General features: G+C 63.7%; 10 protein-coding genes. 3 read left to right on the top strand and 7 right to left on the bottom strand.

The window, feature by feature from the left end:
• Window positions 1-16 precede the first annotated feature (16 nt).
• Window positions 17-1,492 (top strand): hypothetical protein, encoded by a 1,476-nt coding sequence (locus NKH17_RS27610; protein ID WP_352900282.1) that lies wholly within the window; start codon window positions 17-19, stop codon window positions 1,490-1,492.
• Between the two features lie 95 nt (window positions 1,493-1,587).
• On the opposite strand, the gene NKH17_RS27605 is transcribed toward NKH17_RS27610, so the two are convergent.
• The 4 genes from NKH17_RS27605 to NKH17_RS27590 form a co-directional block, all read right to left on the bottom strand.
• On the bottom strand, window positions 1,588-2,505 hold the full coding sequence (locus NKH17_RS27605) for a hypothetical protein (RefSeq protein WP_352480094.1): 918 nt from the start codon (window positions 2,503-2,505) through the stop codon (window positions 1,588-1,590).
• Between the two features lie 245 nt (window positions 2,506-2,750).
• Complete coding sequence (gyrB, locus tag NKH17_RS27600) at window positions 2,751-5,222, bottom strand: DNA topoisomerase (ATP-hydrolyzing) subunit B (RefSeq protein ID WP_352480095.1); 2,472 nt, start codon at window positions 5,220-5,222, stop codon at window positions 2,751-2,753.
• A gap of 146 nt (window positions 5,223-5,368) precedes the next feature.
• On the bottom strand, window positions 5,369-8,035 hold the full coding sequence (locus tag NKH17_RS27595; protein WP_352480096.1) for a caspase family protein: 2,667 nt from the start codon (window positions 8,033-8,035) through the stop codon (window positions 5,369-5,371).
• A gap of 58 nt (window positions 8,036-8,093) precedes the next feature.
• Window positions 8,094-8,663 (bottom strand): NADPH-dependent FMN reductase, encoded by a 570-nt coding sequence (locus NKH17_RS27590; protein WP_352800622.1) that lies wholly within the window; start codon window positions 8,661-8,663, stop codon window positions 8,094-8,096.
• A 184-nt stretch (window positions 8,664-8,847) separates the two neighbouring features.
• Here NKH17_RS27590 and NKH17_RS27585 point away from each other — a divergent pair, with 184 nt between their 5' ends.
• Window positions 8,848-10,221 (top strand): cytochrome P450, encoded by a 1,374-nt coding sequence (locus tag NKH17_RS27585; protein ID WP_352480098.1) that lies wholly within the window; start codon window positions 8,848-8,850, stop codon window positions 10,219-10,221.
• A 21-nt stretch (window positions 10,222-10,242) separates the two neighbouring features.
• Here the strand turns inward: NKH17_RS27585 and NKH17_RS27580 are convergent, their stop codons facing one another.
• Window positions 10,243-11,217, bottom strand: coding sequence for a complex I NDUFA9 subunit family protein (locus NKH17_RS27580; RefSeq protein WP_352900277.1), 975 nt, complete (start codon window positions 11,215-11,217; stop codon window positions 10,243-10,245).
• A gap of 98 nt (window positions 11,218-11,315) precedes the next feature.
• On the opposite strand from NKH17_RS27580, the gene NKH17_RS27575 reads away from it, so the two are divergent.
• A complete protein-coding gene (locus tag NKH17_RS27575; protein WP_352900274.1) occupies window positions 11,316-11,732 on the top strand; it encodes a hypothetical protein in 417 nt (138 codons plus the stop codon).
• A 57-nt stretch (window positions 11,733-11,789) separates the two neighbouring features.
• On the opposite strand, the gene NKH17_RS27570 is transcribed toward NKH17_RS27575, so the two are convergent.
• Window positions 11,790-12,791: an Ldh family oxidoreductase gene (locus NKH17_RS27570; protein ID WP_352650045.1), complete on the bottom strand. Its 1,002-nt coding sequence runs from the start codon at window positions 12,789-12,791 to the stop codon at window positions 11,790-11,792.
• 33 nt (window positions 12,792-12,824) lie between these two features.
• A partial coding sequence (locus tag NKH17_RS27565) for an ABC transporter permease subunit (protein WP_352800615.1) occupies window positions 12,825-13,194 on the bottom strand: 370 nt, incomplete at its 5' end.

Raw genomic sequence — 13,194 nt, 5'->3', positions numbered from 1 at the left:
CATCGTGGAGGTGCTGGTGCCCGACCCTGGTTCTGCTGCATCGCCGGCCGCCGATCTGACCGCAGCAGAGAAGGCGCCGCGCAAGCGCAGCCAGGCGGTAGTGGTCGTGCACGGCATGGGCGAGCAGCGGCCCATGGACACGTTGAGGGAGTTTGTCCAGGCCGTATGGAGCCACGATCCGGCCCGTGCACCGTTCTATGCCCACGTCGCCGATCCGGCCGACCCGATGGGTGCGAAGATCAACCAGAGCTGGATCACGCCCGACAGCCGGACCAATTCGCACGAACTCCGCCGGATCACCACGCCCTATGATGTCGATGGCCGCCGCACCGATTTCTACGAGCTTTACTGGGCCGACATCACCCAGGGCACGACCCGAAGCCGCCTTGCTGCCTGGGTGACGACCCTGCTCTGGCGCAAGCCCGCCGATATTCCGCGCGATGTGCGCAAACTCTACGTCGTCACGCTTTTGGCCACCATCGTCGTCCTCGGCGCGGCGCTGGCGCTCGCAACGTCGACCTGGCAAGGCTACATCTCCTGGACGACCGGTGTGTTTGTCACGGTTCTGGCGTCGTTCGTCATCTGGTCGGTGGACCAGTTTGGCTTGCCTTATTTCGGCGACGTCGCCGCCTATGTGCGGGCCGAAGCGGCAACGGTCGAGAAACGGGCGCTGGTCCGCGAGCGTGGCCTCAAGCTGCTGAAGCGTCTCATGATGGACGATGCCTATGATCGCATCGTGCTGGTCTCGCACAGCCTCGGGTCGATCATCGCCTATGATCTGTTGCAGATCTTGTGGGCTGATTTCAGGCCTAGAAAGCTGGAAGCCATTCGCGACAAAGCGCGGCTGAAGGCGATCCACGCCGTCGACAAAGCGACGCTGGCCGCCGATGCCTCCGCCTGGCCCGACAGCCTCAATGATCTCCCCGCATTCCGGCGCCACCAATGGGAGCTCTACCGGCAGCTTCGCGTCGGCGACGCCGATCATCCGCTGCCGTGGAAGATCAGCGATTTCGTCACGCTCGGCAGTCCGCTGACCCACAGCGAGTTCCTGGTGACCTACAACCTCGCCGAATTCAGGCGCGGCATCGCCGAGCGCCTGTTTTCGGCATGCCCGCCGATCGCCGACAGGGCGGCGGGCGGGACCATGCTCTACCAGGAAGGGCGCAGCCATTCCGGCAAGCCGCAGCGGGCGGTGCATCATGGCGCGGTGTTTGCCGCAACGCGCTGGACCAATATTTTCGACAGGGGCAATGGCTGGCTGACCGGCGACCCGATCTCAGGGCGGATGACGGAAAACTTCGGTCCCGGCGTGGAAAACATCCAGGTCGAGCTGCGCGGCTCGCTTGGCCGCGTCTTCACGCACAGGCTCTATTGGTCGCTGACGGCGAGCGGCGTCGAAGTCAATGCGCCGGTCGGCGCACGGCCGCGCTCGCACCTTGCCGTGCTGCGCGATGCGGTCGATCTCGGCCGCAAACTGGAAGCTGAGCTGTAGGCGGTGAGCACGACAATGCCGCGGCGGCACTTCAAGGCAAGGGTCCGCTTCGGGCGTAATCTTCCCGAAGCGGACCGAGTTCGCCTAGTCACCGATCAACGATTGGTCAGGAAAATTGCTTCCTCGTCGTCGCGCTGCCTGCCGCCAAGTGCTGCGGCCGCACTGGCAATGAAGGCGCCGATGACCAGCGACAGCGCGCCAATCAGCGAGAAGGTGGCGCCTGCCTTTCTGGCGGTGTCGGCCGCCTGCTGCGCCTTGACCTTGGCCTCCTGCGCTCTGGCGATTACTGCATCGACGCGAGCGGTGGCATCCGCTTCGGACAGGCCTGTGCGGGCGGCCACCAGCCGCGACAGATAGGTCTTGTCGTCGGCCGATATTTCGCCTGCTGCGGCACTCGCGATCAGAATGCGCGATGCCTGCGCCGATGCCGCGGCGTCGCTCTCCGGATTGGCGGCAGCGAGCCTTGCCGGATCGGCCGGGCGAAACAGCGTATCGACGAAATACGACGTGGCGTCGTTAGTCGAGGCGCCACCAGCGTTTGCGGCAGCACCTGCCGAAGCGCCCATTGCCGCGCCCGATGCCACAGTCGAAGCAGCCTGGACACCGCTGCCTATTGCGGCCGAAAGCGCCGTGCCGAGCACGCCGGCGACGAGCAACGTCGCCAGCGCCCAGGCCAGGAAACCGTGAGCGGTATCGCGGAAGAAGACTTCATCGGTGTGGATGCCGACCCATTTGGTGCGCAGGCGTCCGGCGAGGTAGCCGCCCAGCGCCGACGACAACCACTGCACGACGATCAGCCAGACGGCAGTGGAAACTGCGAAAGTGGTGACTGACGCACCCGAGCCGGACCATGGCGACACCATGCTCAGCCCAAGCCCGGAGCCGAGCAGCATCAAGATGAAGGTAAGCGTCGACGCAGCAAAGGCGCCGGCGACGATTGGCCCCCAGCTGACAGCGGGGGAAGCGGATTCCGTCGGTGCGGAAACGTCGGCAGTCGTTAGGGTGGACGGCATCGAAGCCCCCTACCTTGCAAACAGCATGATCAGAATAATGATCGGAATCGGGACTCCGAGAAGCCAGAGCAAAATGCCACGTCCCATGGATGCCTCCTGCGGCGATTGTGATCAACTACAATGCCTTGAAAGCCTTTCCGTTCCGGCGGTCCTGCTGATCTCTGTTGCTTGCAACAGTCGGCATCGGTGCGCCAAGGCGCACCAATGCACTTCATGCCTGCTGGCTGGGTATCTGAGATCGTGGCTCAGATGTCCAGATTGGCGACCGACAGCGCGTTTTCCTGGATGAATTCGCGCCTGGGCTCGACCTCGTCGCCCATCAGCCGCGAAAACAAGCTGTCCGCATCCGTTGCGTCATTGACCTTGACCTGCAAGAGCGAGCGCACATTCGGGTCAAGCGTCGTTTCCCAGAGCTGCTCGGCGTTCATTTCGCCAAGGCCCTTGTAGCGCTGCATGGTGAGGCCCTTGCGGCCGGTGGCAAACACGGCATTGAGCAGTGCCAGCGGCCCCGAAATGGTTTCCGAGACATCCTTGCGGCGCAGCACCGGCGGCTCGCCATAGATTTCCGCCAGACGCGGCGCATAGCGGTCGAGCTGGCGTGCGTCGGCGGAATTGATCAGCGCCAGGTCGAGATGTGCGAACTCCTTGACGCTGCGCACCGTTCGCTCGAAGACATAGCCGCCAATGCCCTCGTTCGAGGTCGACATGCGGCCGATCCAGCCGCGCTCGGTGTCCTCGGCGATAATGTCGAGACGGCGGGCAACACGCTCGGCCGTCTCATTGGCGCGGCCGAGGTCGGTGAAGATCTCCGGGTTGAGCGCGCCGGCAATCGCTGCCTGCTCGACCACGCCTCTGTTATAGCGGGTGTGCAATCCGTTGATGAGCTGGCGGACAGCCAAGGCGTCGTCGATGGCACTGCGCAGGTCCTGCCCGGCCCGCACCTCGCCCGTGCTGAGCGCAAGCGACGCTTCTTCCAGCCCGGAGCCGATCAGGAATTCCTCGAAGGCGGCTTCGTCCTTGATGTATTGCGAGCTCTTCCCGCGCGTCACCTTATAGAGCGGCGGCTGCGCGATGTAGAGATGACCGCGTTCGATCAGTTCCGGCATCTGGCGAAAGAAGAAGGTCAGCAGCAAGGTGCGGATGTGGGCGCCGTCGACATCGGCGTCGGTCATCAGGATGATCTTGTGGTATCGCAGCTTGTCGGCATTGAACTCGTCCTTGCCGATCGAGGTGCCGAGCGCAGTGATCAGCGTGCCGATCATGTCGGAGCCGAGCATACGGTCGAAGCGGGCGCGCTCGACATTGAGGATCTTGCCGCGCAGCGGAAGAATAGCCTGGTTCTGGCGCGAACGGCCGCCCTTGGCCGAGCCGCCGGCGCTGTCGCCCTCGACGATGAAGATCTCCGATTTTGCCGGATCGCGCTCCTGGCAATCGGCCAGCTTGCCGGGCAGCGAGGTGACGCCGAGCGAACTCTTGCGGGTAATGTCGCGTGCCTTGCGCGCGGCTTCACGCGCGGCCGCGGCCTGGATGACCTTCTCGATGACCGCCTTGCCCTCGGTCGGGTGCTCTTCGAGCCAGGTGCCGAGCGCTTCGTTGACCAGTCCTTCGACCACCGGACGGACCTCGGACGACACCAGCTTGTCCTTGGTCTGCGAGGAGAATTTCGGGTCGGGAACCTTGACCGACAGCACCGCCGTCAGCCCTTCACGGCAATCGTCGCCGATCAGCGCCACCTTTTCCTTCTTGGTCAGGCCCGAAGAGTCGCCATAGCCGGTTATCTGGCGTGTCAGCGCACCGCGAAAGCCTGCCAGATGCGTGCCGCCGTCGCGTTGCGGGATGTTATTGGTGAAGGCCAGCACGTTCTCGTGGTAGCTGTCGTTCCACCACATAGCGACTTCGACCGTGATGCCGTCGCGCTCGGCGCGGATCGATATCGGCTTGTCGAGCAACGGCTTTTTCGTCCGGTCGAGATATCGGACGAACTCTTCGAGGCCGCCATCGTAGTGCAATTCATGGCGCACGATGTCGGCATGGCGGGCATCGGTCAAAACGATGCGCACGCCGGAGTTCAGGAAGGCGAGTTCGCGCAGCCGATGCTCCAGCGTACCGTAGTCGAATTCGACCATGGTGAAGGTTTCGGACGACGGCAAAAACATGATTTCGCTGCCGCTGCGGCCTTCATAGGTGCCGGGGACCTTGTCTTGTTCATAACTGCCGGTGACGCGCAGCGGCGCGTCGGCATTGCCATGCGTGAAGCTCATCTCGTAGATCTGGCCGTTGCGGCGGATCTTCAGTTTCAGCCAGGCCGACAGCGCGTTGACGACCGACACGCCGACGCCGTGCAGGCCGCCCGACACCTTGTAGGAGTTCTGGTCGAACTTGCCGCCGGCATGCAGCTGCGTCATGATCACTTCGGCCGCCGAAATGCCTTCGCCGGTGTGGATATCGGTCGGAATGCCGCGGCCATTGTCGATGACCGTCACCGATCCGTCCGGATTGAGCGTCACCGTCACCAGGTCGGCATGGCCGGCCAGGGCTTCGTCGATGGCGTTGTCGACGACTTCATAAACCATGTGGTGCAGGCCCGAGCCGTCGTCGGTATCGCCGATATACATGCCCGGCCGCTTGCGAACGGCATCCAAGCCCTTCAAAACCTTGATGGAATCGGCGCCGTATTCGGCTTCAACGCCGTTGGCGATGTCGGTCTGTTCGCTCATGAAAACCTGTCTGATTGATGCCGTGTGCAGAGCGCGAAAAATCGGCTTCGAATCGCGCATTTCTAATGTCGTAGATATAGGCGCAAAAGGCGGTTTTTCCAAGGTTTGCAGGCATTTCCGGACGGAATGACAGTCACGTCGGCCGGCTACTGGCGCTTGGCTTCGATCCTGGCCAGCCGCTGACGCAGGAACTTGATCATGAATTTGTATCGCGGCGCCAACCGCCCGCTTCGGTCGAGCTCGAGCGTCATGTCGAGCGCCTTGGAAAGCACGGCTTTCGGATCCTTAGCGACTTGCGCGTAGTCGATATAGGCGACCACCAGGTCGCGCTGCCAGGTGGCGTTGTCCGGATCGGACCGGGCAAGTTTCTCGCGAATGGCCAGGCTGTCCTGATAGGCTTGCCGGGCTCCGCTGACGTCGCGCTGCTTTAGGCGCAGGGTGGCGACTTCGGACAGCGTTATCGACAAGTCACGCTGCCAGTCGGAATTGGCCGGATCGAGCTTGGCCAGCCGCTGCGCAATCGCGTAACTGTCCAGATAGGCTTTCAGCGCGCCTTTGTGGTCGCCCTGTATCGCCAGGACGCCGGCGACCTTCTCGAGGCAGACGGACAGGTCGCGCTGCCATTCGGTGTTGTTCGGGTCGCCGACGGCGAGCGCGCTGGCCTGCGAAAGTGCCTCACGATAAGCCGAAAGTGCCGCAGGCCAATTCTGCTGGTCGCTCAGCGCATTACCGATCTTGGCGTTGCCGACCGACAGGTCGCGTTTCAGCTCGGTGTCGTCCGGATCGCGTTTCGCCAGGTGCTTGACGATCGCGAGGCCTTCCCTGTAAGCCGCCAGCGCCCCGGCGGCGTCGCCGCGTTCGCGCAGCAGGTCGCCTATCGTATCGTGGCTGACCGAGACGTCACGCTGCCGGTCGGCGTCTCCCGGTTTGTCCGCCGCCAGCGCCAGCCGCACCTTCAGGCTCTCTTCATAGGCCGCCTGTGCGTTGTCCAGTTGGCCTGCGACATGGGCAAGGTGACCGATCTCATCGTAGGTGATGGTCAGGTCGCGCTGCAGTTCGGCACGGTCGGGCTCTCCGGCGGCGAGCTGTTTCTTGATCGACAGACTTTCCTGGTAGACCTCTGCGGCGCCGGCCAGATCGCCTTGCGTCGCCAGTACGTTGCCGATCTTGTCGTCGGCCATGGCGAGGTCGCCGAACCACTCCAGATTGTCCGGTTCTGCCTCGGTCAGGCCCTGCAGAATGGTCTTGGCGGTCTCATAATTCTGCAGCGCTGTCGGCAGATTGCCTTGCGCCATCCGCACATTGCCGAGCTTGACGTGGCTGACGGCGAAGTCGCGCTTCACGTTGAGATCGGTTTCATGATGCAACCGCCGTTCGAGATCGGCTTGCAGCGCTTCGAAGGCGCGGCCGGCCGCATCGATATTGCCGACCGTGGTATAGAGCTTGCCGAGTTCGTCCAGCGTGCGGATCAAGCGGTCGGCATCGTCGAGCGACAGCACCACCTGTCCGGCTTCGCCATAAAGCGCGAGCACCGACTCATAGTCCCTGATGGCTGTGGCGTAGTCGAGGTCGGCGCGCGCCGCCCCGCCGGACAGATAGCGCGTTGCGGCCTCGGAGAGCGTGCGGCTGACGAAATTGGCCTTCAAAGCGTTGCGCGAGACATTATCGATCTCGGCTGCCTCGGCGAGCTTTTTGCGCGCCGCATCGAACGCTCCCAGCGAAAGCTGCTCTTCGGCCTGCCGGCGCAACGCTGCCACCCGCAGATCGTCGGATCCAAGCGTCTGCATTTCGCGTCGCACCTTGACGAAGGCGTCGGCTGCCTCACGCAGCCTGGCGTTCAGACTGTCAGCGGAAAGGTGGCCGGAATCGGAACTGATCAACGCGCCATAGAGCGGTGCCAGCGGCATGTCGGCGTCGCTGGCGATCTTCTCCACCTCGCCGCGCATCTGAGGCGTCACCTCGGCCATGGCGAGCAACAAGCGTTCGCGCTCGGGCAGTTTCTCCTTGGCTGTCGTGGCAAAGAACAGCTGCGGCAGGCCGCTCTCGACATAGGGCAATTGCTTGCCGCGCGAGAGGTCGTAGACCTCCTGCTGCACGAGCGTCAGCACGGAGCGGATCTCGAGTCCATCGGTGCCGAGATATTTCGTCAATGCTGCGGTGAACGGCGAATTCTGGCCGGTCCCATCCGCGGCCGTCTCGCCGGGTGCCGCCGAGAAGGCAAACAGAATGTTTTCTGCCCGCCCGACGCGGCCAAGACCCGGCCGGACCTTGACGCCGACCTCTTTTGCCAGCGCCGTTGCGCCGCGGCCTTCGCCGCCCGTAGCCGCAAACGGATCGCTGCGGCAGGCATCAAGCACGATCAGTCCGACCTTGCTGGTGGCGGCGACGGTCGTGCGGATCTCCTCCAGCGGCAGGCTGGTCTTTTCCAGCGCATCGAGCGACGACGCGTCTGCATCGACCGGCAGGAGCCGATTCTCGCCGGCGATCTCGACGCCATGGCCGGAAAAGAACACTACTACCACGTCGGCGCCTTTGGCATCCTCGCGGAAATCGTCGAGCGCCCGGCGCATGCGCCGCAGGTCGCGGTTGGTTTCGAGGAAGACCTCGAAGCCGAGTTTCCTCAGCACCGTTTCCATCACCTCGCCGTCGTTGACGGGATTGGCGAGCGGCCGGATCAGCCGGTAGTCGTTCTCGGCGATGACCAGCGCAACGCGCCGCTCCGCCATGGCAGCGGAGGCCGTCGAGAGGATCAGCAGCAAGGCAAACAGAAGACGCAAATCGAACCGCCCCGGCCCGGTCGTTTGCCGGAGCATTCCATCTCTTTATGGCATGAGCAAGTTATGGCATCGGCAAGCTCGGCCGTTCGCGTTGTCAGCCGACCCGCATCGGCTTCAGCGCTTCGCTCCAGCGGAACAACTCGTCCAGCATGGTCCTGGCCCCGCCGAGCACCTGCTCGCTGGGCAGGAAGGCGCCGGTCTCGTCGAGCAGCTTCTGGTACATCGGCAGCGCTACGCCCTCCGGGATCGGCATGACGCCGACCGCGGTCAGCAACGGTTTGACCGCCTGCGCCGCTCGCAAGCCGCCGGAGACACCGCCATAGCTGAGGATGGCGGCCGGCTTGTATCGCCATTCCCTGAGCAGGTAGTCGACCGCGTTGACGATCGCCGGAGCGGCGAAATAATTGTATTCCGGCGCTACGAAGACGAATGCGTCGGCGGCGTCGATTGCTTTCGACCAGGCTTTCGTGTGGCTGTTTTCGTATTTGCCGAGTCTCGGATGATGCGGCTCGTCCAACACCGGCAGGTTGAAGGCGGCGATATCGGTGAGCACCGGCTCGAATTTCCCGTGTTCGCGCGCAAAGCTCTCCAGCCACTTTGCGAAAACCGGTCCGGCGCGGCCCGGCCGCGTGCTGCCGATGATGACGTTCAACTGGTGCTTCAAGGCAGGCTCCCGCCGGTTTCTGACATCTGTGGTGCTGCCACCTAAGACACGCAGCCGGACACAGCAAGCAGGCACTTTCCGGTGCCCTGGTCACATTCCAGAGAGCGGATGCTTCGCCTTGTCGTCCAGTCACATGGACGCCTGCCTTGCCCGCCACTACATTGAGGTGTCAGCGGAGTAAGCCATGGACAGTCAGCCCGTCCCCTTCGTCCCGCCGGCGCCGAAGCCGCGCACAGCGCCGCCCTCGACGCTGGAGATGATCCGCATCGTCTACCGCAATCCGCTCGAGCTGTGGGGCGAGCCGACCTATAACGAGCCCTGGATTTCGGTGACCGGTATCGGTGGGCCGCTGGTCATCGCCAACGATCCCGGTCTCATTCGCCACGTGCTGGTCGATAACGCCAAGAACTACAAGATGGCGACGGTTCGCCAGCTGATCCTGCGGCCGATCCTGCGCGACGGCTTGCTGACCGCCGAGGGCGAGGTGTGGAGGCGTTCACGCAAGGCGATGGCGCCGGTGTTCACGCCGCGCCATATCTTCGGTTTTGCCGAGCCGATGCTGAGGCGCACGCGGGAGTTCGTCATGCGCTACGAGGGCGGCGGTACGTTCGACATCGCTCACGACATGACGCTGCTTACCTTTGACATCCTGGCCGAGACGCTGTTTTCCGGTGAGATTTCAGGCGAGCCGGGCAGCTTTGCCAAGGAGATCGACCGCCTGTTCGAGACCATGGGTCGGGTCGATCCGCTCGACCTTTTGCGTGCGCCCGACTGGCTGCCGCGCCTGACCCGCATCCGCGGCCGCAAGACCATGGCCTACTTCCGCAAGATCGTCACCGACACGGTGCAGATGCGCGAGGCGCGGTTGAGGCGTGCTCCGGACACGGTGCCGCAGGATTTTCTCACGCTGCTGTTGCGGGCGGAGGGACCGGGCGGGCTAACCCGGTCCGAGGTCGAGGACAACATCATCACCTTCATCGGCGCTGGCCACGAGACTACGGCCAGGGCCCTCGGCTGGACGCTCTACTGCCTTGCCGAAGCGCCGTGGGAGCGCGAAAAGATCGAGCACGAGATCGATGCGGTGCTGGCGCGTGAGCCCGACCCGACGAAATGGCTCGACGCCATGCCGCTGACACGCGCCGCCTTCGACGAGGCGCTCAGGCTCTATCCGCCGGCGCCGTCGATCAACCGCGAACCGATCGAGCCCGAAACCTGGAACGGCCTCTACATACCGCGGCGTGCCGCGGTGCTGGTGATGCCGTGGGTCGTCCACCGCCATCGGAAATTGTGGGACCGGCCGGACGCTTTCATGCCGGAACGCTTCCATCCGGGGAATCGCGAAAAGATCGACCGTTTCCAGTATTTGCCGTTCGGCGCCGGGCCTCGCGTCTGCATCGGCGCCAGCTTCGCCATGCAGGAGGCAATCATCGCGTTGGCGATCATGCTTTCGCGCTATCGTTTCGATACCACCGCGCAAACCCGACCCTGGCCGGTGCAGAAGCTGACGACGCAGCCGCAAGGCGGGCTGCCGATGCAGGTCACCAGGCGCGCGCCGTAGGCAACCGGACGTCCGTTCGTGTTACACGGCGGACTTGCGCTGGAACTGGCCGGCGGCGCGGTAGCGCCAGAGATAGCTTGGCAGGATGGTTCCGATCGAACGCGGCTGGATACCGAGGCCGGCAAGCGTCCTGTTGTCCTTGACGGCGTCATCCGACACGACATTGTGCTGGCGCAACAGCAGGACCTGGTCCTTGGTCAACAATGGATTGGGCAGCAGCCCGAGAATTGATGCCTGGAGGTTCGCCAGCCACCATGGCACGGGCAGCAAAAAACGCTTGCGTTCGATGATGACAAGCAGCTCTTGCATGCACTCCCTGAAGGTAAGCACCTGCGGCCCGCCGAGTTCATAGATCCGGCCGCCCTGGACCTTGCCGTCGACCGAGTGCGCCACCGCCTCGGCGACGTCGCCGACATAGACCGGCTGGAATTTCGTCTGCCCGCCGCCGATCAGCGGCAGCACTGGGGAAAAGCGGGCCATGTTGGCAAAGCGGTTGAAGAAACCGTCCTCCGGCCCGAAATTGATCGATGGCCGCAAGATCACGGCGTCTTGGACCGTCTCAAGAACGGCCTTTTCGCCGAGCGCCTTGGTACGCGCGTAGTCCGATTGCGCGTGGAGGTCCGCTCCCAGAGCCGAGATGTGGGTGAGGCCGGCGCCGACGGCGCGCGCCGCTTCGGCAATAGCGCGCGCGCCGAACTCGTGGACGGCAGTAAATTTCTGCCGGCCGGCCTCATGTGCGATCGCCACCAGATTGACGACATAGTCGGCGCCTTGCACGGCGCGGTCGACCGACCAGCGCACCCGGACATTGGCCTGCACCGGCTGGATCTGCCCGACATTGCCAAGCGGTTGCAAATGACCGGCGAGATCGGGCCGGCGACAGGCAACCCGGATGCGGTAGCCGCGCTTGGCCAGCGCCCGCACGACATGACGACCGACAAAGCCGGAGCCGCCGAAAACGACGACGAGCTTTGGGGTCTGAAGGATTTCGGTCATGGCTGGCTCCGGCGGGCTATCCAGATGGCTTGATTGAAGCCGTTTCATAGTCGGTTTCGCGCCAAAGGCAAAGGGCGACCATAGGTCGCCCGGCACTGTTGAAGCATGATTTTCCGGATCCGTTCGAAATGGCAGAAACGCCGCCGAGGCCCGGCTTTACGGCAACTCCATTAGGAACAGGAACCTTTGTTCGGTCGGCGATTTTAGATGTATGGTTTGATTCCGAATGGAGGATATTGCCGATGACGACAAAACGCGTTGCGATCTTCGCTCTGGCTTTCGCAACAGGCTGCAGCATTGGTGCCTCGGCATTCGCGGCAAACCGGCATCACCACCAAGCGCAACCCGATCGCTACGTTCCCGCCAACGGCGACATCATCGACATTCTGTTCGGTGGCCCGCGCTACTATGACAACCACCTGTTCACGACGGCCGCCGAACCCTGCTCCTACAACAGGGTAGGACCGGACGCGAATGCGGTGAACGTCATCAACGATCATCATTGCGGGAAGTAGGCTCGCGCTCCCGGATCGGCCGGCCTCCTCAGCCGCTCATCCGACAAATGAATTCCTTCAGGACGAATAGCGCGCGGCGAATTCGGAAATGCGTTGCACCACGGCTTTCGGCGCGCTTATGCCGCGCGCCGCCGCCTTCTCTGCCGCTTCTGCCCGGGCACGCCCCGGCACATGCACGCCATAGCGCCGCCGCAACCTGTCGAGTTGGTCCTTCATCCGTTTCTCGAAGTCCGGATCGAGCAGCTTGGGCTCGACGGCGAGCACGAACAGGCCGGTCCCCGGACTGTCCGGCCCGCCGCTGAACCATGGCGCATCGAGCGACCAGTTGGCGCCCGACAGGCCCGCAGCCAGCACCTCGACCATCAGCGCGATGTTGGCGCCGCGCTGGCCGCCGAAGGCAAGCATGGCGCCTTTCATGGCGGCTGCCGGGTCCGTGGTTGGATTGCCGCTGGCGTCCAGTGCCCAGCCTTCGGGGATCTTCTTGCCGTCCTCGGCCGCCTTGCGGATGTTGACGAAGGCGGTGGCGCTCGACGACTGGTCGATGACCAGCGGCGCCCCGTCCGTGGTGGGTGCGGCAAAGGACATCGGGTTGGTGCAGTAGACCGGCTTGATCGAGCCTGAGCCGGCAAGCACGGCCGGGCCGTTGGTGGCGGCGAACGACACCAATCCCTGCGCGGCCAGCCGTCCGGTGAAATAGCCGAGCGCGCCGCACGTATAAGCATTCTTCTGCGAAAAGATGGCGACGCCGAACAGCCGCGCCGCCTTGGCTAGGTCATCGATCGTGCGGTCGAAACCGGTATGCGCTAAGCCGCCGCGCGCATCGGAAAGATAGACCGCGAGCGCCGGCCTGGTGATCACCGGATCGGCGTTGCCGTCGATACGGCCGGCCTCCAGTGCTTCAAGATAATCGATGAAGTGCGACAGCCCGACGGTCGACAGTCCTTCAGCCTCGGCCGCGACGATCGAGGCAGCCAGCGACTGCGCCGCCTCTTCGTTGGCGCCGGCGCCAAGTGCGGCCATCCGGCACAGCCCTGTCGCCTGGTCGAGACTGAGTTGCATGGCAGCTGCCCTGAATTCGCGACTTTAACAGCTTTAGCCTAGCTTGCTCGGGATCCGCGCCTCGAGCCTGCGGAAACCGAACACCAGGATACCGGTGATGGACATATAGACCAACGCCAGAAGCAGCAAGGGTTCGTAGGTGATGAATAGATCCTGGCGCACCCGCGAGGCTACGGCATAGATGTCGACCATGGTTATCGTTGCCACCAGCGGTGTTGCTTTCAGCTGGAGAACGGTTTCACCCGCCAGCGTCGGCAGTGCCCGGCTGATCGCCTGCGGGAGCCATATGCGCCTGAAGATTTTCCAACGGCTCATGCCGAAAGCGCGGGCCGCTTCGAGTTGGCCATGCGGTACCCCGGCGAAGGCGCCACGCATCACTTCGCCTTCATAGCCGGCATACGAG

The sequence above is a fragment of the Mesorhizobium sp. M1334 genome (assembly GCF_040317995.1).
Classification (GTDB): Bacteria; Pseudomonadota; Alphaproteobacteria; order Rhizobiales; family Rhizobiaceae; genus Mesorhizobium.
Note: the sequence above shows the minus strand (reverse complement) of the source record. Positions and strands in the feature narration are given on the sequence as shown.